General features: G+C 72.7%; 27 protein-coding genes. 11 read left to right on the top strand and 16 right to left on the bottom strand.

What is annotated here, in order from left to right; all coding sequences use genetic code 11:
- The first annotated feature begins 3 nt into the window (after positions 1-3).
- The gene (locus OG764_RS04250; protein WP_328967020.1) at positions 4-450 is read left to right on the top strand and encodes an Lrp/AsnC family transcriptional regulator; all 447 of its coding nucleotides are present in this window, start codon (positions 4-6) and stop codon (positions 448-450) included.
- A gap of 38 nt (positions 451-488) precedes the next feature.
- Positions 489-1073 carry a GNAT family N-acetyltransferase gene (locus tag OG764_RS04245; protein WP_328967019.1) on the top strand — a complete coding sequence of 195 codons (585 nt, stop codon included), beginning with the start codon at positions 489-491 and terminating at the stop codon, positions 1071-1073.
- 117 nt (positions 1074-1190) lie between these two features.
- Here the strand turns inward: OG764_RS04245 and OG764_RS04240 are convergent, their stop codons facing one another.
- Positions 1191-1658: a MarR family winged helix-turn-helix transcriptional regulator gene (locus tag OG764_RS04240; protein ID WP_328972872.1), complete on the bottom strand. Its 468-nt coding sequence runs from the start codon at positions 1656-1658 to the stop codon at positions 1191-1193.
- A 254-nt stretch (positions 1659-1912) separates the two neighbouring features.
- Here OG764_RS04240 and OG764_RS04235 point away from each other — a divergent pair, with 254 nt between their 5' ends.
- The 3 genes from OG764_RS04235 to OG764_RS04225 all read left to right on the top strand — a co-directional run bounded on the left by OG764_RS04235 (position 1913) and on the right by OG764_RS04225 (position 5449).
- On the top strand, positions 1913-3043 hold the full coding sequence (locus OG764_RS04235) for an NADH:flavin oxidoreductase (protein WP_328967018.1): 1131 nt from the start codon (positions 1913-1915) through the stop codon (positions 3041-3043).
- A gap of 133 nt (positions 3044-3176) precedes the next feature.
- Complete coding sequence (locus OG764_RS04230) at positions 3177-3788, top strand: GNAT family N-acetyltransferase (protein WP_328967017.1); 612 nt, start codon at positions 3177-3179, stop codon at positions 3786-3788.
- A 281-nt stretch (positions 3789-4069) separates the two neighbouring features.
- Positions 4070-5449: an AMP-binding protein gene (locus OG764_RS04225; RefSeq protein WP_328972871.1), complete on the top strand. Its 1380-nt coding sequence runs from the start codon at positions 4070-4072 to the stop codon at positions 5447-5449.
- Between the two features lie 31 nt (positions 5450-5480).
- Here OG764_RS04225 and OG764_RS04220 read toward each other — a convergent pair whose 3' ends face one another.
- Together OG764_RS04220 and OG764_RS04215 are read right to left on the bottom strand one after the other, a co-directional pair.
- The gene (locus tag OG764_RS04220; RefSeq protein ID WP_328967016.1) at positions 5481-5906 is read right to left on the bottom strand and encodes a carboxymuconolactone decarboxylase family protein; all 426 of its coding nucleotides are present in this window, start codon (positions 5904-5906) and stop codon (positions 5481-5483) included.
- Positions 5903-6568 carry a class II aldolase/adducin family protein gene (locus OG764_RS04215; protein ID WP_328967015.1) on the bottom strand — a complete coding sequence of 222 codons (666 nt, stop codon included), beginning with the start codon at positions 6566-6568 and terminating at the stop codon, positions 5903-5905. The genes OG764_RS04220 and OG764_RS04215 overlap by 4 nt, the downstream gene beginning before the upstream one ends.
- Positions 6569-6712: 144 nt before the next feature.
- On the opposite strand from OG764_RS04215, the gene OG764_RS04210 reads away from it, so the two are divergent.
- A complete protein-coding gene (locus OG764_RS04210) occupies positions 6713-7141 on the top strand; it encodes a MerR family transcriptional regulator (protein WP_328972870.1) in 429 nt (142 codons plus the stop codon).
- 66 nt (positions 7142-7207) lie between these two features.
- Here OG764_RS04210 and OG764_RS04205 read toward each other — a convergent pair whose 3' ends face one another.
- The gene (locus OG764_RS04205) at positions 7208-7957 is read right to left on the bottom strand and encodes a dienelactone hydrolase family protein (RefSeq protein ID WP_328967014.1); all 750 of its coding nucleotides are present in this window, start codon (positions 7955-7957) and stop codon (positions 7208-7210) included.
- 242 nt (positions 7958-8199) lie between these two features.
- The gene (locus OG764_RS04200; protein WP_328967013.1) at positions 8200-8655 is read right to left on the bottom strand and encodes a hypothetical protein; all 456 of its coding nucleotides are present in this window, start codon (positions 8653-8655) and stop codon (positions 8200-8202) included.
- Positions 8656-8955: 300 nt separating this feature from the next.
- Here OG764_RS04200 and sigJ point away from each other — a divergent pair, with 300 nt between their 5' ends.
- Complete coding sequence (gene sigJ, locus OG764_RS04195) at positions 8956-9903, top strand: RNA polymerase sigma factor SigJ (RefSeq protein WP_328972869.1); 948 nt, start codon at positions 8956-8958, stop codon at positions 9901-9903.
- Positions 9904-9945: 42 nt separating this feature from the next.
- On the opposite strand, the gene OG764_RS04190 is transcribed toward sigJ, so the two are convergent.
- Entirely contained in the window at positions 9946-10509 is a 564-nt protein-coding gene (locus OG764_RS04190) for a hypothetical protein (protein ID WP_328967012.1), read from the bottom strand.
- A gap of 322 nt (positions 10510-10831) precedes the next feature.
- On the opposite strand from OG764_RS04190, the gene OG764_RS04185 reads away from it, so the two are divergent.
- Positions 10832-11848 (top strand): trypsin-like serine peptidase, encoded by a 1017-nt coding sequence (locus OG764_RS04185; protein WP_328967011.1) that lies wholly within the window; start codon positions 10832-10834, stop codon positions 11846-11848.
- Between the two features lie 141 nt (positions 11849-11989).
- Here the strand turns inward: OG764_RS04185 and OG764_RS04180 are convergent, their stop codons facing one another.
- Complete coding sequence (locus OG764_RS04180) at positions 11990-12343, bottom strand: SCO0607 family lipoprotein (RefSeq protein ID WP_328967010.1); 354 nt, start codon at positions 12341-12343, stop codon at positions 11990-11992.
- 306 nt (positions 12344-12649) lie between these two features.
- Between OG764_RS04180 and OG764_RS04175 the strand changes: the two genes are divergently transcribed.
- Together OG764_RS04175 and OG764_RS04170 are read left to right on the top strand one after the other, a co-directional pair.
- Complete coding sequence (locus OG764_RS04175) at positions 12650-13072, top strand: YciI family protein (RefSeq protein WP_328967009.1); 423 nt, start codon at positions 12650-12652, stop codon at positions 13070-13072.
- Positions 13073-13132: 60 nt separating this feature from the next.
- Positions 13133-14389 (top strand): RNA polymerase sigma factor, encoded by a 1257-nt coding sequence (locus OG764_RS04170; RefSeq protein ID WP_328967008.1) that lies wholly within the window; start codon positions 13133-13135, stop codon positions 14387-14389.
- A gap of 35 nt (positions 14390-14424) precedes the next feature.
- On the opposite strand, the gene OG764_RS04165 is transcribed toward OG764_RS04170, so the two are convergent.
- Together OG764_RS04165 and OG764_RS04160 are read right to left on the bottom strand one after the other, a co-directional pair.
- Positions 14425-14841 carry a VOC family protein gene (locus OG764_RS04165; protein ID WP_328967007.1) on the bottom strand — a complete coding sequence of 139 codons (417 nt, stop codon included), beginning with the start codon at positions 14839-14841 and terminating at the stop codon, positions 14425-14427.
- A 143-nt stretch (positions 14842-14984) separates the two neighbouring features.
- Positions 14985-15785 (bottom strand): VOC family protein, encoded by an 801-nt coding sequence (locus OG764_RS04160; protein ID WP_328967006.1) that lies wholly within the window; start codon positions 15783-15785, stop codon positions 14985-14987.
- A 194-nt stretch (positions 15786-15979) separates the two neighbouring features.
- Between OG764_RS04160 and OG764_RS04155 the strand changes: the two genes are divergently transcribed.
- The gene (locus tag OG764_RS04155; protein ID WP_328967005.1) at positions 15980-16648 is read left to right on the top strand and encodes a hypothetical protein; all 669 of its coding nucleotides are present in this window, start codon (positions 15980-15982) and stop codon (positions 16646-16648) included.
- A 168-nt stretch (positions 16649-16816) separates the two neighbouring features.
- Here the strand turns inward: OG764_RS04155 and OG764_RS04150 are convergent, their stop codons facing one another.
- The 7 genes from OG764_RS04150 to OG764_RS04120 form a co-directional block, all read right to left on the bottom strand.
- Positions 16817-17746 carry a formylglycine-generating enzyme family protein gene (locus OG764_RS04150; RefSeq protein WP_328967004.1) on the bottom strand — a complete coding sequence of 310 codons (930 nt, stop codon included), beginning with the start codon at positions 17744-17746 and terminating at the stop codon, positions 16817-16819.
- Between the two features lie 72 nt (positions 17747-17818).
- Positions 17819-19222: a sulfatase family protein gene (locus tag OG764_RS04145; protein WP_328967003.1), complete on the bottom strand. Its 1404-nt coding sequence runs from the start codon at positions 19220-19222 to the stop codon at positions 17819-17821.
- 387 nt (positions 19223-19609) lie between these two features.
- A complete protein-coding gene (locus OG764_RS04140; RefSeq protein WP_443056180.1) occupies positions 19610-22339 on the bottom strand; it encodes a fumarate reductase/succinate dehydrogenase flavoprotein subunit in 2730 nt (909 codons plus the stop codon).
- A 36-nt stretch (positions 22340-22375) separates the two neighbouring features.
- Positions 22376-23131 (bottom strand): ABC transporter ATP-binding protein, encoded by a 756-nt coding sequence (locus tag OG764_RS04135; RefSeq protein WP_328967001.1) that lies wholly within the window; start codon positions 23129-23131, stop codon positions 22376-22378.
- Positions 23128-24030 carry an ABC transporter permease gene (locus tag OG764_RS04130; protein ID WP_328967000.1) on the bottom strand — a complete coding sequence of 301 codons (903 nt, stop codon included), beginning with the start codon at positions 24028-24030 and terminating at the stop codon, positions 23128-23130. The genes OG764_RS04135 and OG764_RS04130 overlap by 4 nt, the downstream gene beginning before the upstream one ends.
- Positions 24027-25379 (bottom strand): ABC transporter substrate-binding protein, encoded by a 1353-nt coding sequence (locus tag OG764_RS04125; RefSeq protein ID WP_328966999.1) that lies wholly within the window; start codon positions 25377-25379, stop codon positions 24027-24029. The genes OG764_RS04130 and OG764_RS04125 overlap by 4 nt, the downstream gene beginning before the upstream one ends.
- A gap of 14 nt (positions 25380-25393) precedes the next feature.
- Positions 25394-25621 (bottom strand): 4Fe-4S dicluster domain-containing protein, encoded by a 228-nt coding sequence (locus tag OG764_RS04120; protein WP_125741086.1) that lies wholly within the window; start codon positions 25619-25621, stop codon positions 25394-25396.
- Between the last annotated feature and the right edge of the window lie 62 nt (positions 25622-25683).

Below are 25683 nucleotides of genomic sequence, written 5' to 3'. Positions count from 1 at the left end.
GTCATGGATGATGTGGACCGGAAGCTGCTCGACCTGCTGCAGGCGGACGCCACGCAGGCGTACGCGGCGCTGGGGAAGGCCGTCGGGCTCTCCGCCGGCGCGGCCCACGAGCGGGTGCGCAAGCTCCGCGACGCGGGCGTGATCCGGCGAACGACGGTCGATGTGGACCCGGCCGCGGTCGGCGGCGGGGTACTGGCCTTCGTGATGGTCGACTCGTCCGCGTGGATGGGCGACTCCGGTGAGCGGTTCGCCGCGATTCCCGAGCTGCAGGAGGCGCACATCATCGCGGGCAGCGCGTCGGTGCTGGTGAAGGTCAGGACCGAGACGACCGAGCAACTCCAGGACGTGCTGAGGAGGTTGTACGAGATCGAAGGCGTGAGCGGCACTCAGGCGACCGTGGCCCTGGAGACGTTCTTCGAACGGCCGGTCTCGACGCGGCCGCGCGCGTAGCGGATCGGCCCGCGTCGGCTCTTTGGCATGATGAGGTGATGATCGTTTCGATACCTCCCGTGGTTCCCGCCGGCAGCATGAGCGGCAGCGAGCAGCCGGTCTTCCGTCTTGAGAGCGGATTCGACCTGCGGCCCTGGGCGTACGGCGACGCCGAGGTGCTGGTGGAGTCCTGCCGCGATCCGGAGGTCCGGCAGTGGAACCGGCCCGGAACCCTGTCGCTGGAGGGCGCGCGCGAGAAGATCGCGAGCTGGCGGCAGCGGTGGGAAGCGGAGCAGGCGGCGATCTGGGCGATCTGCCGGTCGGACGGCGGCGGTCCGGTGGGCCTGATCGGGCTCGCGGACATGGACTTGCGGGGCGGCAGCGCCGAGTTCCTGTACTGGCTGCTGCCGGCGGGACGCGGGTGTGGAGCCGTGACGGACGCGACGGTCCGGGTGAGCCGGTGGGCCTTGGACGAACTGGGTCTGCACAGGCTCCGGATCACGCACTCCGTCGCCAATCCCGCCTCCTGCCGCGTGGCCGCGAAGGCCGGATTCGCGCTGGAAGGGACGATGCGCAGCGCTCTGCTGCACGCGGACGGATGGCACGACGAGCACCTCCACGCCCGCGTCCAAGGCGACCGGTGAGGGCCCGGCGGCCGGTGGTCGGCATCAGCGCTTGACGATGGGGCCGACGACCTGCGGTGGGCAGGCCGCGGCCCGGCCCGGTAAGGAGACGGCCGGGGCTCCCCGCCGTCCCCGCCGTCAATCCGTCGGGCAGCCGGGCGGTGTCGTCGCGCAGACGGGCGCGGCGGGGTCCTCGGGGCGGGGCCAGTGGCGGCCCTCCAGGGCTTCGGCGCTGCGGTTGAGGCGCACCAGTACGTCCTCCAGTGCGCGGATCTCGTCCGGGGACCAATCGGCCACCACGCGGGCCAGGCACGAGCGGTTGATCTCACGGTCGTCGGTGAGGCGGCGCCGGCCCTCGGCGGTGATCCGCAGCTTGCGGGCCATGCCGCCGTCCGGGTCCGCGACGCGTTCGGCCAGGCCGCAGCGGAGCAGGGCGGCGGTCTGCCGGTTGACGGTCGAGGCGTCGAGGCAGAAGGCCTCCGCCAGCTGTCCGATGGACATCGGGCCCTGGCTGTCGATCCGGCTGAGCAGCAGGTAGGCGGACCGGTCGAGGCGGTCGGGTTCGCGCTCCCGGCGGGCCAGCACCTGGTGCCGCGAGAGCAGCATCAGCTCCCGTTCCAGTCTTTCCAGCACTCTGCCTCGCCTCCCTGCTCGCTCCGGCGGCCCATTATCCCCGGCTCCGGGGCGCCCCGGAGCCGTAGGGGACGGCCGTTCCGCTTCCCCCGCCCGGCAATATGCATGATACATATCGTGTGTAGTATGCACTTCCCGCTGTCGGAACAGGCCGTGCCCATCGGCCGCCCCGGCCTCGGCCACGGGCAGGACCACGCCCGAGCCCCGGCCTGACCAGGAGGACCCGCATGACCATCACCACGTCCCCCACCTCCCGCGCGGCCGAGCTCCTGTCCCGGCCCATCGCGCTGAACGGCCTGACCGTCCCCAACCGCATCGCCATGGCGCCGATGACGCGCATGTTCTCCCCGGGCGGCGTGCCGGGCGAGGACGTGCGGTCGTACTACGGCAGCCGGGCCGCCGCGGGCGTGGGCCTGATCGTCACCGAGGGCACGTACGTCGGCCACGAGTCGGCCGGGCAGAGCGACCGGGTGCCCCGCTTCCACGGTGAGGAGCAGCTGGCCGGGTGGGAGAAGGTCGCCGCGGCGGTCCACGAGGCGGGCGGCACGATCGTCCCGCAGCTGTGGCACATCGGCATGGTCCGCAAGCAGGGCGAGGCGCCCTACGCCGACGCCCCCGCGGTCGGCCCCTCCGGCATCCGCGTCGACGGCACCGAGGGCGCCGGCAAGGCCATGACCCGCGGCGACCTGGACGACGTCATCGGCGCGTTCGCGGACGCCGCGGCCGCGGCCGAGCGCATCGGCTTCGACGGCGTCGAACTGCACGGCGCCCACGGCTACCTCATCGACCAGTTCCTGTGGGAGCGGACCAACCGCCGCACCGACGCGTACGGCGGCGACGCGGTGGCCCGTACCACCTTCGCGGCCGAGATCGTGGCCGCGGTCCGCGAGCGGGTCTCGGCGGAGTTCCCGGTGATCTTCCGCTACTCGCAGTGGAAGCAGGACGGCTACGACGCCAAGCTCGCCCGGACCCCGGAGGAGCTGGCGGCGATCCTGGACCCGCTCGCCGCGGCCGGCGTCGACGCGTTCCACGCCTCCACCCGCCGCTACTGGCTCCCGGAGTTCGAGGGCTCGGACCTGAACCTCGCGGGCTGGACCAAGAAGCTCACCGGCAAGCCGACCATCACCGTCGGCTCGGTCGGCCTCGACGGCGACTTCATCCGCGCGTTCGCGGGCGAGGGTGCCGCGCTCGGCGACATCGACAACCTCCTGGACCGCCTGGAGCGCGACGAGTTCGACATGGTCGCGGTGGGCCGCGCGCTGCTCCAGGACCCGCAGTGGGCGGCGAAGGTCCTCGGCGGCCGGTTCGACGAGCTGAAGCCGTACGACGCGGCGGCCCTGAAGTCGCTGAGCTGGTGACGCGCGCCCGCGCGGTGCCGTGCCCTCCGGGGGCGGGGCGCCGCGCGGGCCCAAGTCCCCCCGCCGGGGCGCCCCGACGGCCTCGCGCGCGAAACGGCCCCCCCTTGATCATCTACGAACACGCGGGTGCAGAATGACCCGTATGTCGATAACGAATACCCCGAAAACGGCAACGATCGACGACGCGGGGCTGGTCGGCCGCACCCTGGCCCGCGCCTTTGACGACGACCCGATGATGCGGTGGTTCTTCCCCGACGACGCCTCGCGCGAGGCGGGGCTGGGTCGCTACTTCACGACGATCTTCACCCGGCAGTACGTCCACCACGCGGTGTGCGAACGCACCGCGTCGGCGGCCGCGTTCTGGGTGCCGCCGGAGGCGCAGGCCAAGGCCGTGCCCGACGCGGAGACCATTCGGGAACTCCTCGACATCCTCGGGGACCGGGCACCGCTCTTCAAGGACGCCGTCGAGACCGCCGCGCAGCACGCGCCGCAGGAACCCCACTGGTACCTGGCGCTGGTCGGCGCCGACCCCGCCGCCCAGGGCCAGGGCCACGGCGCCGCCCTGCTGCGCTCGGGGCTGGCCAAGGCCGACGCGGCCGGCCTGCCCGCCTGCCTGGAGTCCTCCAAGCCGTCCAACCTGCCGTTCTACGAGCACTTCGGCTTCACCGTGCGCGAGGAGTTCCAGCTGCCCGGGGGCGGTCCGGTGCTCTGGTCGATGCGCCGCGAACCGCGCCACCCGGCCTAGCCGCACCCTTCCGCAGCCCGGCCGGTTCGACGGCTCGGACGCCGGGGCCGGTTCGCCGACACCTCCTGTCGGCGGACCGGCCGTTGCCGACACCGCCGCCCGGCTGCTGAGGGGGCACGGGCGTTCCCCCAGGTCAGCGGCGCCTGTTGGGGCTTTCGCCGAGGGCCGCCGGCGTCCTTGGTCGGGAAAGCGCATTGCCTGGGGCGGGGTTGGCGGATTCGACTTCCAAGGTCATGACGGCGGGAGGTTGCTCCTGAAACAGACGGAAGCGAGTGGCATCCATGCTCGACGGCTGCACGCCCTGGCCCGAGGAATTCGTCGACCGCTACTGGGCCGCCGGGCACTGGCGCGGCAACACGCTCGACAACCTGCTGCGCGGCTGGGCCCTGGCGTACGGACCCCGGACCGCGCTCGTGCACGGTGGCAGCCGCATCACGTACGCGGCCCTGAACCGGCGGGTGGACCGCACGGCCGCCGGATTCCGGCTGCGCGGCCTGCGGCCGGGGCAACGGGTCCTCGTCCAGCTGCCGAACGTCCCCGAGTTCGTCATCACCGTGTTCGCGCTCATGCGCATCGGTGTGGTCCCCGTACTGTGTCCGCTCCCGCAGCGCGCCTCCGACGTGGCGCACCTCGTGCGGGTCACCCAGGCCGTCGGCTACGTCGGCCCCTCGACCCACGACGGCTTCGACCACACGGCGATGGCAGCGGACATCGCCGCCCAAGGCCCCTTCCTGCGGCGGGTGTTCACCTACGAGGCGCCGGGCACCTCGTCCCCGTTCGGCGGCGGGCTCACCACCGACCCGGCGGGCTGCCACTACAGCCCCCTGGGATCCATCGACGCCCCGCCCGAGCGGGCGCTGACGCTGAGCGCCGACGACGTGGCGTTGCTCCTGCTCTCCGGCGACGACGGCGCGGAGCCCCGGATCGTTCCGCGCACCCACAACGACTACGCCTACCAGGCGCGGGCCGCCGCCGAGTCGGTGGCGCTCACCGAGAACGACGTCCTTCTCGCCGCGCTGCCCGCCGCGTCCCACCTCGCCTTCGGCTGCCCGGGCATCATCGGCGCGCTCTCCGTCGGCGGCGCCGTCGTCCTGGCCGAAGCCTCGGACCCGGCCGCATGCCTCGCGGCCATCGGACGGGAGCGGGTCACGGTCACCTCGGTGACCCCCGCCGTCGCCCGGCTGTGGCTCGACGCCCTTGCCGAGGCCCGGGCCGACCTGAGCAGCCTGCGGCTCGTGCAGGCCGGCGGCGCGCCCCCGGACCGGGCGACCGCCGGACGGATCGCCGCCGCCGGGGGCTGCCGCGTGCAGCAGGTGTTCGGCACGGCCGAGGGGCCGCTCGTGCTGACCCGGCCCGGCGATCCCGACGCGACGGTGCCCGCCACGCACGGCCGTCCGCTCTCGCCCGACGACGACATCCGGATCGTCGACGCCGAAGGGAACGACGTGCCCGACGGGGAGCCCGGCGAACTCCTCGGCCGCGGCCCCTACACCGTGCGCGGCTACTACCGGGAGCCCGAGCTCGACGCGCGCTCCTTCACCGCCGACGGCTACTTCCGCACCGGCACCCTCGCGCGGCGCACCCCCGACGGCGACCTGGTGGTGACCGGCCGAGGAGACCGCACCCCGGGGCCCGCGGCCGGGCCGCGCACGCGACCCTGACCCGACCGTGCGCCGCGCCGTCCCGGGAGCGTCAGGCCCGGCCCACCGCGCCGTCGGAGGGCCGGCCGCCGTCGTCCGCCAGGAGCTCGGCGACGATCTCCGTACCGAGCGCGTACGCCGGCACGCCCGAGGTGATCAGCGCGGTTTCGGCGACCCCGATGAGGTCGGCGACCGCCGCGCCGGCGTGGAGCGCACCCCGGGCGTGCAGGCGCGCGGGATGGTCCCGTCCCAGGGACAGGAGCTGTCCGAAGTGGACGAGCTGCTGCACCCGCGCACCCAGCGGATTGTCGGTCAGGACGATGTGGCGCAGGGCCGCGAGCGTTTCCTCGGTGGGGAGCCGGCCGAACTCCCGGGCCAGGCACAGCCGTTCCTCGACACCGCCGGGGACGGCCCCGAGCGTGGCGCGGTAGCGGTCCCGTACGGCCTCGGTGCGCGGCGCGAGCGCGTCGTTCGTCATGACGCCACCCGCGCGATCGAGGCGCGTACGGCGGCCAGGGCGCCGTCCGGGAAGTCCACCGCGCCACCGATCGCCGCGGCCGCGATCTCCGCCTCGGCGCTCTCCTCGATCGCGACCACCAGATGGGCGGTGGCGGCCGAGTCCGGCCCGAACACGAGCAGTCCGTGGTTGGCGAGCAGGACGGCAGCCGTCGACGGGCGCCGTTCCAGTACGTCGACGGTGCCGCGCACCGACACGTCCGACCCGCGCGGCCCCCACGGCACCACGGGGATCTCCTCGGCCTGCCCGAAGCGCAGCATCGGCTCGGTCCGGCACGGCAGCGGCCGGTGCGCCACGGCGAACGCGGTCGCCGACGGCGAGTGCGTGTGGATCACCGCGCCCACCTGCGGGCGGACCCGGTAGACGGCGCTGTGCATGGCGATGATCTCGGCGCTGACGGACGACAGTTCCCCGTCGAGGACCTGCCCGTCGAGGCTGACGGTCGCCAGCTGCTCGGGCCGCAGCCCGCGCACGAAACCGGGTGTCAGCAGGAAGCGGTCTCCGTCGAGCCTGGCGCTCAGGTTGGCGTGTCCGGAGTGGGCCATCACTCCCGCCGCGAACAGCATCTCGGCTGCCGCCACGAGCTGTTCGGCCCGCTCCGCCACTCCACGTACGTCTGTCATTCGGGGTCTCCGCACTGTGCTGCCAGCGGCCCGCTGATGCGCCGCTGTCCTCGTACGGCCACTGTTCAACTTGAACTAGGGTTCAAGTCAAATACCGGGCCCGGACGGCCCCTACGAGAGCGAGGAGGTGTGCGGCGCGTGCTCATGACGATCGGCCGGCTCGCCGAGATCACGGGGGTGCCCGCGTCGGCCATCCGCTACTGGGAACGCCACGGCCTGCTGCCGGCGCCGCAACGGCAGAGCGGTCAGCGGCGCTATCCGCAGGAGGCCGCCCAGCGGATCGTGGTGCTGCGCAAGTGCCAGCAGGCCGGGCTGACCTTGGCGGAGATCCGCGAGTTCCAGCAGGACCGGGCCCGCCGGCAGGCGATGATCCGGAGCAAGGTCGCCGAGATCGAGCAGCGCATGGTCGACCTCGAACACGCCCACCAGCTCCTGACCCACGCCCTCCAGTGCGGCGAGCACGACATCGTCCGATGCCCCAAGTTCCAGGAGCAGATGGCGACATGGCGCACGCCGGCCGCGCCGCCCGCGGGCCCGCCCGGAGAGCCGCATACGGTGGATCGCCGCCCGTGAGGCGCCCCTCCCGGGTCCGCCCGCGAACCGGCGGGGCGGACCAGGGAGGCGACCCGTCCGTCGGCGTCAGCCGGCGGTCAGGGTGCGGTCGAGGAGCGCCAGCAGGCGGTCCCAATGGCGTTGCAACGCTTCGGCGTTGAACGCGTCCGTGTCGGCCATGGTGAAGCCGTGGACGGTCCCCGGGTAGATCTCCGAGGTGTGCTCGACACCGGCCGCGTCCAGGATCCGGCCGAGCTCGGCGGCCGCCTCCGGCTCGAAGTCGCTTTCGGCGAGGCCCAGATGGACCTGTGCGGTCACCTTGGGTGCGAGCAGGTGCGGGCTGTCGGGCGCGTCGGTGACCAGGGCGCCGGGGTGGAACCCGGCGACCGCGGCCACCTCGCCGGGGTGGGCCGCCGCGGTACGGATCGCCAGGGCGGCGCCCATGCAGTAGCCGGCCACGGCCACCGGCCCGGCGCTGACCTCGGGCTGGGCGGTGAGGAAACCGAGGTAGGCGTCGGCGTCGCGCAGGGCGCGCTCGGTGGTGTGCGCCTCGTAGAAGGGCATCAGCCGGCCGAAGACCTCGGGCCGCGACTCGTGGGTGATGTGCTCGGGGAGGTCGACCACCGGTGCCGGGCCGTGCCGGTAGTAGAGGTTGGGGACGAGCACGTAGTAGCCGTGTCCGGCCAGTTCGCGGGCCATCCGCTCCAGCACGGGCCGCAGGCCGATGGCGTCCATGTACAGCAGCACCCCCGGGTGCCGTCCGGCACGGTCGGGGTAGGCGGCGAAGGCGTCGGCCTGGCCGTCCGCGGTGGGTATCTGCAGCGTCTCGGTGGGCAAGATCTACCTTCCTCAGGCTGATGCCGTGGTCCGGCGACGTTCATCGCCGACACCACGATCCTGCCTCAACGCAACTGCCGTACCACAGGAATTGGCGGCGGCCGGGGGGCGAACCGGCCGTGAAACGCCGGTGGCACCACCGCCCCGGGGTGTCGGGCGAGTGGTGCCGTCCTGAGGCGAGGAGGGGTGGGGCGCACCTGTGCGGCGGGTGCGCCCCGGTGCATCAGAACTCGGGAAACACGTCAGCAGGCGATGGTGACCTCGTGGACGACCGGATTGGCGGTCCACGGGTAGGAGGCCACGGCGAAGGTGCCGCGAATGGTCGAGCCGCAGGGAACGGTGCTGGTCGCACCGGGCACCTTGATGGTCGTAGCGGTGAAGATGACCCGGCCGTTGGTCGTCACGGGCGCGCCGCTGCCGAGGATCTCGGAGGTCACCGAGGTCATCAGGTCCTTGGGCGCGGGCGCCGGGCTGCCGGGGGAGGGCGGGCCGGCGAGGGAGACCTTGCCGTAGATCTGGACGGTGTTGCCGGTGACGTCGGCACACACCCGAGTGGCCAGGCCGGCCTGGAGGCCCAGGTTGCCGCAGGAGGTCACCGTCTCGGTGGCGCCCTGGGGAGCGGTGGCGGCACCGGCGGGGGCAACCGCTAAGACGGTCAGGCCGGCGACGGTGGCAGTGAGAAGGGCAAGACGGTTCATGAGATGGCTCCTTGTCATGGCGGACCGGCTCGGGCTTTTCCCGAGCGGCCTATGCCATGTGATATTTCACGTGTCATTAGAACACACGGTGGTCAGTTCCTTAACGGCTCGCTGACTCCGTACGACCTTCTGGGTACACGGATCTGACGTCCGGTCACCTCTGGCCCGCCGCTCGCGCCACCGGAATGTGAGGCGACGCACCGCCACCTCGCGTTCCGCCGCGGCCTCGCGTCGGACAGGGTGGATCCAGACGTGAACGAGGGAGCCGCCGAGACCATGACCACCCGATCCGAGCCCGTGATGCGGGCGCAGACGCGGACGCAGACGCGTACCGGCCGGCCGGCCGATCCCGGCCTGGGCGCGGTCATGGACGAGCGCCGGCAGCTGACCAACCTGGCCTACCGGCTTCTCGGTTCCCTCGCCGAGGCCGAGGACGCGGTGCAGGAGGCCTACCTCCGCTGGTACGCCATGTCGCGGGAGCAGCAGGAGGCCATCGAGTCTCCCGGCGCCTGGCTGACGAAGGTCGCCGGCCGCATCTGCCTCGACGTGCTCGGTTCGGCGCGGGCGCGGCGCGAGAGCTACGTCGGCGAGTGGATCCCGGAACCCCTGCCCGACCGTACGGAATGGCTGAACGGGCGCTCGGTCGACGACGGCGCCCCCGCCGACCCGGCCGACCGGGTCACCCTCGACGAGTCGGTCGACATGGCCTTGCTCGTGGTCCTCGAAACGATGACCCCGGCCGAACGGGTCGCCTTCATCCTGCACGACGTGTTCCGCTACCCCTTCGCCGAGGTGGCCGCGATCGTCGGCCGCACCCCCGCGGCCTGCCGGCAACTGGCGTCGTCGGCCCGCCGCCGCGTCGGCGCGGCACGGACTCCCGCCGGCCCGGCCGTCCAGCAAGCCGGTGTCATCAGGGACTTCAAGCAGGCGTGGGAGGCCAAGGACATCGCCGCCCTCGTCGGCCTGCTCGACCCCGACGCCACGATGGTCGCCGACGGCGGCGGCAAGGTCGGTGCGGTGCTGCGCCCGGTCGAGGGCGGCGAGCAGATCGCCCGCTACATCATCGAGATCGGTACGAGGGCGCCCGGCATGACACTGCTGGAGCGTTCGGTCAACGGCCGGCCCGGCCTGGTGGCCCAGCACGGCGGAGTCACCGTCACGGTGGCCGCATTCGGTCTCGCGGGCGACCGGATCACGCACATCTGGGCCGTGCGCAACCCCGAGAAGCTCCGCCCTTGGAGCGCGTAGCGCAGCCCCGGAGCGGGGACCGCTGCGGTACGGGGCGACCCGTCAGGGCTTGAGGAGGGCGGCGGCCTCCCGGGCGGCGTCGACGACCCCCGCGCGGACGGCCTGCCGGTTGTCGTCCGCGCGGGCGTAGGAGAGCGAGACCACCATGTTGCTGCGGCGGAAGACGACCTGCGCGGTGATGTGCTTTCCGGGCTCGGGCGGCTGGAAGCGGAGGAACGCCTCGTCGCCGATGCCGAGCAGGTCCTCCTGGGTGCTCCGCTCCCAGCCCAGTTCGCCGCCGGTGCGGTCCTCGCGCAAGTCCTTGCGGGCCAGTTCGACATTGAGCCGGCTGGCGAAGAGATGGACGCTCGCCCGGTACTTGCCCTTCTCGCGCGGGGCGGCCCAGGTGCAGGACGACACGTCCTCGCGTCCGCCGTACGCCGTGGGCACGAGCCGGTGGATCGTCTCCGGGGTGACGAGTCCGCAGAAGTGCGGATCGGCGCGGAACTCGCCTTCCTGCGCGCGGTCCCACCACCGCCACGCGCCGAAGGCGGCAAGAACCATGACGATCAGCGCGATCGCCGCTATGAGGGCGCCGCGCGAGGGCTGAGGTGCGGGAGTGGTCACCGCCGCAGCATAGGTGCACTCGTTCGCGTCGCGACGGCGGCGTCTTCGGGCCGACCGCGTACGGCGATTTTGCGTCAAGCGTCACGCCGTGCGCCGGCCGGTGCGGCTGGGGGAGCGGAGGGCGTGGCCTGCCTCGGGGGAGGGTGGGAGCGGGAACTCACCGGGGGTGTGGGAATCGTGAGTGGACTACGTGAAGACGTTCGCGAGCGGAAGGGCTAATTTCGGACTTTTATTGATCGAATATTTTTTCTACGGTCTGTCCTTGCAGGCGACTGCCGCAGCCGCGGCGCCGCCCAGTGGAACCATCGAGGGAGAGGATGCAGTGCGCATACTCCGAAAGACCCTGCTGACCGCATCGGCGGTCCTGCTGGCCGCGACCGGAGCGGGGACGGCCCAGGCGGCCGCTCCGCACGAGGCCGCTCGCGCCGCCACGCCGCCGCCGGTGGCGGGAGCGACCAGCGCCTTCAACGCCGTGGACAACAGCACTGACGCGGGCGCTGCTTCGACGGCCTACTGGACCCCCGAGCGCATGCGGAAGGCCATTCCGCTCGACTCGGTGCCGTCCGCCGCCCGTCCCGGCGCGGCCTCCCTGGACGCCGAAGTGGTCGGCCGCCCCTTCTCCGTCCCGCCGCTCCAGGCGGCGCCCGCCAAGGCCGCCGGCCCGGCCGCCGTCCCCTACGCGACGGTCAACGCGTCCGCCGCGGCCGGCAAGGTGTTCTTCAAGGACCCCAAGGACGGTCGCAACTACGTCTGTTCGGCGAGCGCGCTGAACAGCAGCTCCCGGCAGCTCGTCGTCACCGCCGGTCACTGCGTCCACGGGGGACGCGGTGGCAAGTGGATGACGAACTGGGTGTACGCCCCGAAGTACTCCAACGGCCGTGCGCCCTACGGTGTCTTCGCCGCGAAGCAGTTCCGCACGTTCAACTCGTGGATCACCAGCAGCAGTTTCGCGCGTGACGTCGCGATGGTCACCACCTGGCCGCTCAACGGCCGCAAGCTCGGCAACGTCACCGGCAGCCACGGCATCAGCGTGAACTACGACCGCACCCAGGCGGTCTACGTGCTCGGCTACCCGAGCAACCGCTACCAGGGCGAAGTCCAGATGTACTGCAACGGCGGGACCTCCGCCGAGCGCGGCTCCAAGCGCCTCCAGATCCGGTGCCGCTTCGGCCCCGGCTCCAGCGGCGGCCCCTGGCTGCGCAAGTACAACACCCGCACCGGTCTCGGCTACGTCAACACCGTGATGAGCACCTGGAACCCGAGCACGGGCTGGAACCAGGCGCCGTACTTCGACGAGTACGTCACCAAGCTGTACAAGGCGCAGGGCCCGGTCACCTGACCTGACGCCCCACCGTCCGCGCCCGACCGTGCGCGCCCGCGCCGCCGTTGCACGTCTCCACGTGCAGCGGCGGCGCCACGGTGAGCGGTTCAGCCGAAGTCGGGGAGCCCGGCCCCGCCCACCCCGGCGCGTCCCGACAGGTCAGCTGCCGGGCGGCGCGTCGACGACGTTGCCGTCCTCGTCGACCATGTGGGTGCGCCAGTACACGTCCCACTTGTCGTCGACGTGCTGCGGCACCTTGCCCTCCGGGTAGCGCGTGTAGCCCTTCGGGGGCTCCTCACCGTCGGCGACACACGCCGAACCCGTGCCGCCCACCGTCATGACCGGGTACTCACCGCCCCTGCAGATGTCCTCCTCGAGGCCGAGGGAGCACCCGGTGAGCGCCACCACCGCGGCCGCGCTCGCGAGAGCGGCCGCGGCGAGCCGCACCCTGCCGGGTCGGGAAGCTGCGGCGGGCCTGGAAGGGGTGGCGGGTCGGCTGGTCCTGCGGGACATGCGCACGGTCGTCTCCTCGTCCGGTTCTGCGGTCTGCCCCCACTCTGCCCCCACTCGACCCGCGAACCCTGAGTACCCGTACTCGGATCCGCCCGGCGCGGATGCTCACCGTTGTGCGCGTCGGCCGTCGAAGCGGCGGGCGGAAGGCTTCGACGTGCCGGTCGGCCTACCATGAGAAATGGCCCCGCGAAAGAATCTTGGTCCCGGTTCCGGAACCGTGTCGAGAACCCCCGCACGGCTCCGACGTCCCCTGTGAAAGCCGCCCGCCGCGGGCGGCCGATCCGGCCCCACAGAAGGAGCGGACTCATGAAGTACCTGGTCATGGTGCAGGGCGCGCAGGCGGACTACCACGCGATGCAGGGCAACGGTTCCGAGCACTCGCCCGCCTGGGGCAAGGCGGACGTAGAGGCCATGTTCGCCTTCATGAACGCGATCAACGACGACCTCGCCGAGAGCGGCGAGCTGGTCGACGCACAGGGACTGACCGAGCCGAACCGGACCCGGCTGGTCTCCCTGGACACGGACGGCAAGGCCGTCATCACCGACGGGCCCTACGGCGAGACCAAGGAGCTGCTCGCCGGCTACTGGGTGCTGGACTGCGCGAGCCTGGAACGGGTCACCGAGATCGCCGAGCGCGTCGCCCGGTGTCCGCAGCCCGCCGGGGCGCCGGAGTACCCGGTGGTGATCCGCCCCATCGACGAGGGCGGCGAGGAAGTCCGCGGGGGCTGAAGCACCCGTGAGAGGCCACGGCAGGCTCATGGAGCCGGTGGAGAGGCCGGAGAACGGCCCATGAGGCCGACGGTCACGACCGAGGACCTGCTGCGCGCGCACGCGCCGCAGGTCCTCGGCGCGCTGGTCAGGCGATACGGGCACTTCGACGCCGCCGAGGACGCCGTACAGGAGGCACTGCTCGCGGCGGTCGTGCAGTGGCCGCGGACCGGGGTCCCGGACAATCCGCGCGGCTGGCTGATCAAGGTCGCCTCGCGGCGCTTGACGGACGCCCTGCGCGGCGACGAGGCGCGCCGGCGGCGCGAGGAGCGGGCGGTGGCACTCGTCCCGCGCTGGGGAAACCTCCCGGGCCCGTCAGGGGCCGGTGGAGCCTTCACGGCTCCGCCGCCGGACACCGACCGGGGCCCGCGCGAGGACGACACGCTCCTGCTGCTGTTCCTCTGCTGCCATCCGGACCTGACACCGCCCGCCCAGATCGCGCTCACGCTGCGCGCGGTCGGCGGGCTCACGACCGCCGAGATCGCCCGCGCCTGCCTGGTCCCGGAGGCGACGATGGCGCAGCGCATCAGCAGGGCCAAGCAGAAGGTGCGGGGCGTGCGCTTCGGACGTCCCGACAACTGGGAGGAGCGCCTCCCCGCCGTACTGCACACCCTCTATCTGATCTTCAACGAGGGCTACTCGGCCACCTCGGGCGCCGCCCTGCAACGACGCGACCTGGCCACCGAGGCCATCAGGCTGACCCGCAGGGTCCACCGGCTGCTGCCCGGCGACCGCGAGGTGGCCGGCCTGCTCGCCCTGATGCTGCTCACCGACGCCCGCCGCGACGCGCGCACGGGCCCCGACGGCGCTCTCGTCCCGCTCGACGAACAGGACCGCGGCCGCTGGGACACGGCCGCCGTCGAGGAGGGCGTCGCGCTGGTGACCCGCGCACTGTCCGGCGGCCGCCCCGGCCCCTACCAGCTGCGCGCCGCGATCGCCGCCGTGCACGACGAGGCGCCGTCGGCCGAGGCCACGGACTGGCCGGAGATCCTGGGCCTGTACGACGTTCTCGTACGGCTGGTCCCCGGCCCCGTCGAACGCCTCAACCGGGCCGTCGCCGTCGCCATGGTCCACGGATCGCGCGCGGGACTGGCCGAACTGGACCGGCTGGAAGGGCAGTTGACGGGGCATCGGATGGACGCGGTGCGCGGCCACCTCCTGGAACGCACCGGCGAGACGGAGGCGGCCCGAGCCGCCTACGAAGCGGCGGCCGCCCGGACCCTGAGCCTGCCCGAACAGCAGTACCTCCGCGCCCGCGCGGCCCGCCTGAAACCCTGAGCGCGCCGTCGTCGCTGCGGCTGCCGCAGTGCGGCTCAGGCATGCTGCTGGTTGATGTTGACCATCCAGGTGATGCCGAACTTGTCGGTGCACATGCCGAACACATCACCCCACATCTGCTTCTCCAGGGGGACGGACACCGTGCCGCCGCCGGACAACTTGTCCCAGTAGCCGCGCAGTTCGTCGGCGTCCTCGCCGCTCAGGCTCACCGAGATGTTGTTCCCGGGCCGGTGGTCCATCCCGGGCGGAGTGTCCGCGCCCATCAGCGTGAACCCGCTGGGGGTCTCCAGCATGCCGTGCATGATCTTGTCGGCGTACCCGGGAGGCGCCTCGGCACCGAAGCCGGCGTACGTGTGGACGGCCAGGCTGCCGCCGAAGACTTCTTTGTAGAACTCCATGGCTTCCTGCGCGTCACCGGTGAAGCTGATGTACGGGTTGAGGCGAGAGCCCATATCCGATCCTTTCGTGATGAATGGTCGCTTCGGGCAGCCTACGGCGGGCAGGGGCAAATCCGGCCGACCCGATGGGCCGCGCGGCAGGGACGTGGGGCGGCGAGGTGCCGGCCGGCGGCGCCCTCCCGCGATGTGGTCTGCCGTCAGCTCGCCGGCGCCGGGGTCAGGAGCACGAAGTCGGCCTTCGACGGGTCGAGGCAGACCGCGAGTCGGCCGACGCCCTCGGCGTCCTCCGGGCCCATCTGGACGCTGCCGCCGTTCCCGGTGACCCGGGCGACCGCGGCGTCGCAGTCGGTGACGTGGAAGACCGGGTGCCAGTACGGCTTTCCGCCCGTCAGGTCGAGGTCCTCCTCGGACATCTCCATCAGGCCGCCGTGCATGCGCTCTTCGGGGAGTCCGGCGGGGGTGATGAGGGAGTACGTGCCCGCGCCTCCCGGCAGTTCCATGTCGCTGAACCACCAGCCGAGGACATGGCCGTAGAAGTCCTTCGCGGCCGCGGCATCGGTCGTGTAGAGCTCGGTCCAGGACAGCGAGCCCGGCTCGTCCACCAGGGCGAAGCCCTGGTCCTTGCCCGGCTGCCACACCGCGAACTGGCCCCCGAGCGGGTCGCTGAACTGGGCCATCCGGCCCCACTCGCCGTAGTCCCGCGGAGCCACCCGCACCGTGCCGCCCCGGGACTCGACGGCCTCCGCCGTGGCGCCCGCGTCGGTGACGCGGTAGTAGATCATCCAGGCCGACCGGGCGCCCTGCTCGGTGAGCTTGCCCAGCCCGGCGACGATCTTGCCGTCCTTGCGGAACATGCCGCCGTCCATGTCCTCGCCCTCGCCCATGGACTCGTAGTCCCACCCGAGCACCGCGCCGTAGAAGGCCGCGGCGGCCGCGACGTCGGGAGCGCCGAGGTCGAGCCAGCACGGGGATCCGGGGGCGAAATCAGTGGTGATCATGGCCATGGCCTTTCGCGCATCGGGTATGCATCCAGCCTGGCACCGGCCCCCGGATTGGGCATATCGGGCTAAGCGGCGGTGCGCCACCGGGGCATTGCCGGGCGGCGTCGCCATAGTCGTCCCTGGCAGCCGTCTGGTTGCTGCCCGTGCCGTACGTCGCGGCCGGGCGGATGTCTGCGCAGAGGAGCCGGCTCATGCTGAAGCCCACCAGGACCGTCCTCGGACTCGTCGCCGGGAGTCTGGTCCTCGGCCTGACCGGGGTGGGGGCCGCCGTCGCGGATGCGGGCCCGAAGCCCCACACGCCGTCGCACGACAGCACGGCGCGCGACGCCCACGACGGCAAGGGGCGGCCGTCGGACTCCGACAGCTACGACAAGGACCGGCACGCCCGCGGCGTGGTCGTGTCGCGCGGCGCGCTGACCGTGCGCAGCAAGCCCACCACCCACTCGCGCTCGCTGGGCTCCGTCCACCCGCACGAGAAGCTCGCCATCGAGTGCAAGCAGCGCGGCGAGCGCGTCGGCGGCAACAACCTCTGGTACCTGCTCGCGAAGGACAAGGGCGAGAACGGCGACCAGGGCGGGGACTGGGACCAGGACGAGAACGGCGGGGACTGGGACAAGGGCGAGAACGGCGGGGGCTGGGACAAGGGCGAGAACGGCGAGCAGGGCGGGGACTGGGACCAGGACGAGAACGGCGGGGACTGGGACAAGGGCGAGGACGGCAGTGACGGAGTGAACGGCCGGGACGACACGGACGAATCAGACAGTGAGGACAGGGTTGCGATCCGCAAGGAGCGCTCCGAGCGCTGGGTCGCCGCCCGCTACGTCAAGAACCTCACCCCGGTGAAGTACTGCCGCCGCTGACCTGGCCCGCAGTCCCTCCGGCGTGATCGTGCGCCCGGTTCCGTGGCCCGTCCGCTGCCGCAATCCGTCGGCCGCGCACGGGCCACGGCCGCGCCCGCGGCCGCGTGACGTCCGAGCCCGGATGCCCGAACGGGGGATCCGGACGCTCGTAGTGCGGCGGCGGAGACCTCACGGAGAGGCCTGCGCGCCGGGCTCGGTGGTGTCCGCGGCCACGCGGAAGCCGATGTTGCCCGTGGAACTGTCGGGCGTGTTGGAGCTGCGGGCCGCGACGCGGTAGCGGTTGCAGTACGAGTCGTGGCAGAGGTAGGAGCCGCCACGCATGACGCGGCTGGTTCCGGGCGTGAACCAGTCGCCGCACCATTCCCATACGTTGCCGACGGTGTTGTAGAGGCCGAAGCCGTTGGGACGGAAGGACTTCGCCGGGGCCGTGCCCTCGTAGCCGTCCTCCGCCGTGTTCAGGGTGGGGAAGTCGCCCCGCCAGATGTTGCACATGTGCCGGCCGCCCGGGGCGAGCTCGTCGCCCCACGGGTAGCGGCGCTGCTCGAGCCCGCCGCGGGCCGCGTACTCCCATTCGGCCTCGGTGGGCAGACGGGTGCCGGACCAGGCGCAGTAGGCCTGGGCGTCGTTCCACGAGACGTGGACGACGGGGTGGTTCTGGCGTGTGGCGATGGATGACCCGGCGCCTTCGGGGCGGCGCCAGCTCGCGCCGGTGACGGCACGCCACCAGGGAACGGCCGCGACGGTCGAGGACACGGCCGCGACCTCCTCGGACAGGAAACCGCCGAAGACGAAGGAGAAGCCGAAGTGTTCGGCTTCGGTGACGTGACCGGTGGCTTTGACGAAGGCGGCGAACTGGGCGTTGGTCACGGTCGTCGGGGCGATCCGGAACGGGCCGACCTCCGCCTCGCGCACCGGGCCTTCGCCGTCGGCCGGAAAGGCGTCCGGGGCGTCGGTGCCCATGAGGAAGCGCCCGCCCGGCAGGCCGATCAGCCGCCGGGCGGCCCGCTCGGGGTCGGCGACACGGTGCCGCGGCGCCGTGGAGAGCGCGAGCGCGACAGTGGCGGCGTCACCGTGTCCGGGGGTGCAGCAGGAGGGCATGGAGGCTCCGTCGGTGTGAAAGGGGGGCGGGTGCTCCCCGGGCGGCACCGGGGGAGCACCCGCCGGATGTCGCTATGCGGTGCGGTCCGCGGCCAGCGTCGCCGCCAGGGCGGGGATGCCCAGGGTCTGCTCGTCCTGCGGGGTGGCCTGGTAGAGCTTGTTCGTCAACTGGTACGGGTCGCCGGCGAGGTCGTAGTACTCGCGGAACTTCACCCGGCCCGTGCCCGACACGTTGCCGTTGCCGTCGGTGGTGAGTTCGTAGTACTCCGTGTACTGCTTGTCCTTGGCGACGTACGACGCCCAGGTCGGCGGGCCGCCCGCGTTCGCGCCCTGCTCCCACCACTCGACCAGCAGGTGGTCCCGGCTGTACGAGGAGAGCAGGGACCTGCCGTCCACCGAGTGGGTGGGCGTGATGCCGGCCGCGTCGAGGACCGTGGGGGCGATGTCGATGTTGGCGGTGATGCGGTGGTCGGTGGTGCCCGCGCCCAGGCCGCCGGCCGGCCAGGAGAGGTAGAACGGCACCTCGTGCGCCGGGCGGTAGGGCACGGACTTCTTGGTCCAGCCGTGGTCGGCCCAGCCGAAGCCGTTGTCGGCGATGTAGATGACCAGGGTGTTGTCGAGCTGCCCGAGCGCCTGGAGCTTGGCCTTGAACGCCTGGACGGTGTCGTCCACGGTCAGCAGGGTGCGCAGCTGTTCCTCACGGATCTGCTTCCCGTCGGCCAGTGCACCGGTCGCGTTGCGGATGTAGGCCGGTTTGTCGCTGCGGTCGTGCTCCGGGACGGAGGGCCTGCCGTTCCAGTCGGGGACGGCCGTGCCGGCGTACTTCGCCTCGGGCGTGCGCGGGCCGTGGGAGGCATAGGGGGTCACGTACGCGAACCAGGGCCGGGAGTCGGCCGCCGCCTTGTCGAGGAAGCCCAGGGCGCGGTTCTTGATGATGTTGGTGGTGTAGCCGTTGATCGTCTGGACCGTGCCGTTGACGTTCCACTGCGCGTCGACGTAGCCCGGCTGGAGCAGCGCGAAGTCCTCGAAGTGCGGCGGATTGTCTGCCAGCGTCCAGGAGTTGAGCCACTTGCCGAACAGGCCGGTGCGGTAGCCGGCCTGCTTCAGGTAGCGGGGCAGCGTGGTGCTCTGGTCGAGTTGGTAGGAGGCCTTGTTGTTGCGGACGCCGTGGTTGTGGGCGTAGCGGCCGGTGAGGACCGACGAGCGGGAGGGCGAGCACAAGGGAGTGGTGACGTGCCCGTTGGTGAACTTCACGCCCTGGTCGGCCAGCCAGGCCGTGGTCTTCGGCAGTGCCCATTCGGTGTGCTTGGGCTGGTCGTCGGTGACGATGAGCAGGATGTTGGGACGGGTCGCGGCGGCGGCCGGACTGCCGGCCGCCACCTGGGCGATCGCGGGAACCGCCGCGGCGGCCGCGGCGGCCGCCGTACCGGCGAGGAATCCGCGGCGGCTCACCCGCGGTCTGCTGTTGTCGCTCATGGGATGTCTTCTCCTGGTTCCGGTTCCGCAGCTCGTACGGGTACGGCAGAGCACCTGCCGTGAACGGGTGGAAGAGGGACGGCAATCAGGCGTCGACCGGCCGGACCCTCGGGGCGGGCCGGTGCGGGCGCCGGGTGGGGGATCCCGTGCGGAGGGGCGTGATTACCGTCGCGTCCGGGCGAACGGACACAGCGCGCTCGCCAGCCTGCCCAGATCGAGGTGGCGGCGCACAGTGAGAAGGCTTCCTGCTGCCATGCCCCTGAGGTTAGGGGCGGGGGAGGGGCCGGTCCATGTACGGCATGTGAAATGCGCAACTCCACTTGGCCGGCCGCCGGTTGGGCGAGGCGGTCCGCGAGGGAGCGGTGGCCCGGACCCCTGCCCCGTGGGTCAGGAGGCCGCGCGGGACGCGTAGGCGCGGATGTCGGCGTCAGGGTCGGTGGTGGCCGCGGCGAGGGCGGTGCGGGCTTCGGGGACGGAGCGGTGGGAGAGGAGGGAGAGGACGGCGGCCTTGCGGACATCCGCGTTCGGATCGGCCAGGGTCCTGGCGAGCGCGGGGACCGCCTCGGCGGACGGGGCGGAGCGGAGGGCGGTGGCGGCGCCGGCCCGTACCTGCCACGCGGGGTCGGCGAGCGCCGCCCTGGCCCGCGCGGCGTACGCGGGCGGGCATCCGGTGGTGGCCAGCGCACCCAGGGCGGCGGCCCGGACCAGCGGGTCGGGGTCGGCGATCAGCGGGTCGAGTGGTGCCGGCGCCGGGGCGTGCACGGCCGCGAGGCCGCGGGCCACCGCGGTCCGGACCTCGCGGGCCGGGTCGGCGGCCGCCGCCGCCAGTTCCGGCACCGCGTCCACGGAGACCAGGCCGCGTACGGCGGTGGCGCGGACGTCGATGTCGCGGTCGGCCAGCGCGGCGGCGTACACCCCGGCGTCGCCCAGCCGCAGCGTCCGGAGCACGTCGAGCGCGGCGGCGCGCACGGCCGGGTCGTCCACGCCCAGGGCCGCCCGCAGCCCGTCCCCCAGCTCCGCTCCGGCGGGCAGCACCTCGGCGAGCTCGCGCAGCGTGGCCGCGGCAGCGGCCCGGACCCGGGGTGCGGTGTCCCGCAGGCACGCGGCGAGCGCGGGGCCGGCGCCGGCCGGCAGGGTCTCGCCGAGGGCGGCGACGGCGGCGGCCCGCACCCCGGGATCGTCGTCCGCCAGGTAGGGACGGAGCGCGTCCAGGTCGGGGGACTCCTCGGCGAGGGTGAGCAGGCGGAGAAGGGCGGGGTGAGGCGCGGAGGGATCCGGAGTCCCGGCCGGCGTGGGCGTCGCCGGTGCGGTGGCGGGTGCGGCCGGGCGGGCGGCAGGCGCGGCGTCCCGGGGGCCGGCCGTGGCCACCGGTACCAGTGCGACCTCGCCCAGCAGGCGCTCCGGTCCCGGCGCCGGGGCGAACTCCGGCACCGGGACCGCGTACGGCTCGACGGGTCGCGCGGTGAACTCCATCGCTCCGGACGCGGATTTGCGCAGGTCGAGGTGGTGGAGCCAGTCGGCGTCAGCGCGCTCCGGGTGGTCCAGCCGCTCGTGGTACAGGCCCCACCGGGACTCGGTGCGGGCGAGCGAAGCCCGGGCGGCCATCTCCGCGCAGTCCCGGATGAAGCTCACCTCCGCGCACCGCATCAGCTCGTGCGGGGTCCGCGCCCCCATCCCGGCGATCTCCCCGGACATCCGCGTGAACGCCTCCACCGCCAGGGACAGCTTCGCCCCCGACTTCGGCGGCGCCACGTAGTCGTTGACGAACCGCCGCAGCTTGTACTCCACCTGCGGCTGCGGCGGCCCGTCCGGGTTGCGCAGCGGCCGGTAGACGAGCTCGTGGGCGGCGGCGAGCTGCTCCCGGGGCAGCTCGCCCCGGTACGCCCGGTACCGGGCCGCGTCCTCGCCGGCCAGGTCCCCGTAGACGAACGCGCCGATCATGTAGTTGTGCGGTACGCAGGCCAGGTCGCCGGCCGCGTACAGCCGGGGCACGGTGGTGCGGGCCTGCGCGTCCACCCGTACCCCGGAGGCGGAGTGGCCGCCGCACAGCCCGATCTCCGAGATGTGCATTTCGATGTCGTGGGTGCGGTAGTCGTGGCCCCGCCCCTGGTGGAACGTGCCGCGGGTGGGCCGCTCCGTCGTGTGCAGGATCGATTCGACGGCGGCGACGGTCTCCTCGGGCAGGTGGCTGACCTTGAGGTACACCGGGCCCCGGTCGGAGGCCAGTTCGGCCGCGAACTCGGCCATCATCTGCCCCGACCAGTAGTCCGACTCCACGAACCGCTCGCCGTGCCGGTTCACCTGGTACCCGCCGAACGGGTTCACGACGTACGCGCAGGCCGGCCCGTTGTAGTCCTTGATCAGCGGGTTGATCTGGAAGCACTCGATCCCGGTGAGCGCCGCCCCGGCGTGGTAGGCCATGGCGTAGCCGTCGCCCGCGTTCGTCGGGTTCTCGTACGTCCCGTACAGGTACCCGGAGGCGGGCAGCCCGAGCCGGCCGCACGCCCCCGTCGCAAGGACCACTGCACCCGCCCTCACCGTGACGAACTCCCCGGTGCGGGTGTTGAATCCGGCCGCCCCGATCGCCCGGCCGTCGTCCGGGTGGGTGAGCACCCGGACCGGCATGACCCGGTTCTCGATGCGGATCCGCTCGCGCATCTCGCGGCGCCGCAGCTGCCGGTAGAGGACCTTCTTGACGTCCTTGCCCTCCGGCATCGGCAGCACGTACGAGCCCGACCGGTGGACCTGGCGAACCGCGTACTCGCCGTGCTCGTCCTTCTCGAACTTCACCCCGTACGACTCCAGGCGCTGCACCATCGCGAAACCGCGGGTCGCCGTCTGCCGGACCGTGGACTGGTCGACGATCCCGTCGTTGGCGCGGGTGATCTCGGCCACGTAGTCGTCGGGTTCGGCCCGGCCCGGGATGATCGCGTTGTTGACCCCGTCCATGCCCATGGCCAGCGCGCCGGAGTGCCGTACGTGCGCCTTCTCCAGCAGCAGCACCTGCGCACCGCGCTCGGCCGCGGTCAGCGCGGCCATGGTGCCGGCGGTCCCGCCGCCGATGACGAGGACGTCACAGGACAGTTCGGTCGCGTCGGCGACGGCGGGAACGGTCAGGGGAGTGTCCACCGGGGTCTCCACAGGAGGTGCCTTTCAGAGGGATTCGAGGATGTGGCGGCGCAGCTCGGCGGTGCCGGGGGCGTGCTGTGCGTCGCGCTCGCGCGGGTGCGGTACGTCCAGCACCTCGCCGGTGCCCAGCAGCACGACCCGGTCTCCGAGGTGGAGCGCCTCGTCCACGTCGTGGGTGACGAAGACGACGGTCGCGCCCGTGCCGCGCAGGATGTCCACCAGGAGGTCCTGCATCTCGGCGCGGGTGTGCGCGTCGAGCGCGCCGAACGGTTCGTCCATCAGGACCGCGCGGGGCCGGCCGGCCAGGGCCCGGGCCAGTTGGACGCGCTGCCGCTGGCCGCCGGACAGTTGGTGCGGGAGCTTGTGGGCGTGGCCGGCCAGACCGACGCGGTCCAGCCAGTCGGCCGCGGACCGCCGCCGCTCGGCCCGGGGGACCCGGCGTATCGCCAGGGGAAGTTCCACGTTGGCGCGCACGGTGCGCCAGGGCAGCAGGGCGTCCTCCTGGAAGACCAGCGCGCGGTCGGCGGCGGGCCGGGCGATCGTCTCGCCGTCCTGAGTGACCTGGCCGTCCAGTGGGGGCAGCAGCCCGGCGATGGTGCGCAGCAGGGTGGACTTCCCGCAGCCGGACGGACCGACCACGGCCAGGAGTTCGCCCGGTGCGACGTGCAGGGTGACGGTGCCCGGCAGGGCGGCGCCGTCCGTGTGGCCGAGCCGTACGTCCTCCAGGGCGAGTGCGGCCCCGGTCGTCGGGGGCGCGGCGGGCAGGGTCGCGGTGGTCACGGGACCGGCTCCTTCCGGGCAACGGTGGTCAGGGGCGCAGCGTGCGTGGCCGCGGGCGTGGCGCCGCCGTGGGCCGAGGTGCGACGGCCGCCGCGGAGCGCCGTCGGACGCCGTGCCCCGACGGCTCCCCGCCCGGCCGGGCGCGGAAGCCAGGCGGTGGCGCGGCGGCCCAGGAGTTCCACCGCGGTCGAGGTGAGCCATCCGAGGGCTCCGATGGTGGCCATGCCGACGAAGACCCCCGGGTAGTCGACGATCGTGTAGTCCTGCCAGGTGCGGTAACCCACTCCGTACTCGCCGGAGATCATCTCCGCGGAGATCACGCAGATCCACGAGACGCCGATGCCGACCGAGAGGCCGCCGAAGATGCCCGGCAGGGCGCCCGGCAGCACCACGGAGAACAGCACCCGCAAGCGGCCGCCTCCCATGGTCAGCACCGCCTCCTCCCAGACCGGGGTGAGTGCCCGGACCGCGTGCCGGGTCGACACCACCACCGGGAAGAAGGCGGCGGTGAAGGTGATGAACACGATGCCCTGCTCGTTCGTCGGCAGGAGCAGGATGGCCACCGGGACCAGGGCGATGGCCGGCACCGGCCGCACCACCTCCACCAGCGGGCCCAGCAGGTCGGCCGCCCACCGGGACCGGGCGATCGCCGTGCCGGCCGCCACCCCGAGCACCGCGGCGAGCAGGAAGCCCACCACGATCCGGCGGAGGCTGTGGCCCAGGTCCTGCCGGTACGGGCCGGTGCCGACGCGGTCGGCGAAGGCGGGGGCCACCTCGCCCACCGTCGGGAACTGCTCGAACCGCAGCCACAGGTTGACGTCCATGGAGGTCAGCAGCTGCCAGAGCCCGAGGGCCGCGCCCAGCGAGGCGGCGCGCAGCAGCCGGCGGCCCGTGGTCATGACGCGAGACCCACGGCGTCCGCGTAGCGGATGATCCGTGCCCCGGCATGAGCGCCGACGTACCGCTGCGCACTCGCCGGGGTGACGAACGCGCGCAGCTCGGCGCCGTCCGCCACCCACACCGCTCTGTCGGCGAACCAGAGGGTGCCGGTCAGCGCATCGGGGACGTACGCGGCCCGTACGTCGGCGCCCTTGGCGGCCTTCAGCAGCTCCTTGGGGCTGTCGAAGGTGCGGGTGGTGCTCTGGCCCTTCAGCCACAGTTCGGGCTTGACCGCACCCGCCTTCGGGTAGGCCGGGGCCCGCACGGCCCGCTTCAGAGGTGCCGGGTCTACGAAGGCGTCCACGTCGACGTCGCCCAGCAGCGCGGCCGACTTGAGCACCGGAACGTCCTCCTTCAGCGCGGCGATGAGCTCCGGTCGGAGCTCCGGGTCGAAGGTGGCGATGCCGTTGGCGCCGTTGTAGAGGTAGACCACTTCGGCCGGCAGCCCCGTCTCCTCGGCCACCGACTCGGCGGCGGCGACCGGCTGCTCGCGGAGGTAGTCGGTGGCCCGCCGCTGCGCCTTGAGGAAGTCGTCGAGGACCCCGGCCCGTTCCTCGGCGAACTTCTCCCTGACCGTGACGCCGTGGAAGGTCGGCAGGTTCAGTTCCGCCCCGTCGTAGAGGGCCGTGGCGCGCCCTTCGAAGGCCAGCTGGCCGGGCCAGGCGACGAACTGGGAGAGCGCGTCCACACTGCCCGCCGCCAGGGCCGAAGCACCCACACTGGGCTGCTGGTTGAGCTTGTGGATGTCCTTGCCGGCGTCGACTCCCGCTCGTTGGAGGGCCCGGACCAGGGTGCCGTCGGCGGCCGAGCCGACGCTGGTGGACACCCGCTTGCCGCGCAGGTCGGCCAGCGACCGGATCGCCGAACCGGGGGCCGTCACCACGGTGTTCAGCCCGCCGCGCAGGTTGTAGCCGGTGATCGAGACCAGCCGGGTCGGCTGCTTGAGCTGCTTGCCGCGGACCGCGTTGATCAGCAGCGGGAAATCGCCCATCGAGCCGATGTCGACCTTCCCGGCGGTCATCTGGGCGGTGATCGGGGCGCCGGTCGCGTAGTCCTGCCACTCGACCTCGTAGGTGGTGCCGTCCTTCTTCCCGCGGGCCTTGAGCTCCTCCTCGAAGTAGCCGAGGGAGCGCAGCAGGGTGCCGGCGGTCACGGTGTTGATGGTCTTCGACTGGTAGCCGACGGTCACCGTGACCGTCTTGGGGGAGGACCCGCCGTCGGCGCCTGCCGAGGTGCCGCAGGCGGCGGTCAGCGTGAGCAGCACGGCGAGCGGGAGGAGCGGGCGAAGACGGAGTCTGTGGCTGTTCATGGGAGTTCGGCCTTTCACCGGAGCAGGTAGGGCATGTTGACGGTGACCGCGCCGGTGGGGCAGCGGGCCGCGCACGGGCCGCAGTACCAGCACTCGTCCACGTGCATGTACGCCTTGCCGTTGTCCTCGCGGATCGCGAGGGAGTCGAGCGGACACATGTCGACGCAGAGCGTGCACCCGTCGATGCACTTGGATTCGTCGATGGTCACGGGCACGTCGGCGCGCTGCGGAACAAGGGGCATGGTGGTCTCCAAGGGCCCGAGAGGGCGGGGAACACGAGGGGGGGAGGGCAGGGAAGGGCTCA

Source organism: Streptomyces sp. NBC_00239, from assembly GCF_036194065.1.
Classification (GTDB): Bacteria; Actinomycetota; Actinomycetes; order Streptomycetales; family Streptomycetaceae; genus Streptomyces.
Note: the sequence above shows the minus strand (reverse complement) of the source record. Positions and strands in the feature narration are given on the sequence as shown.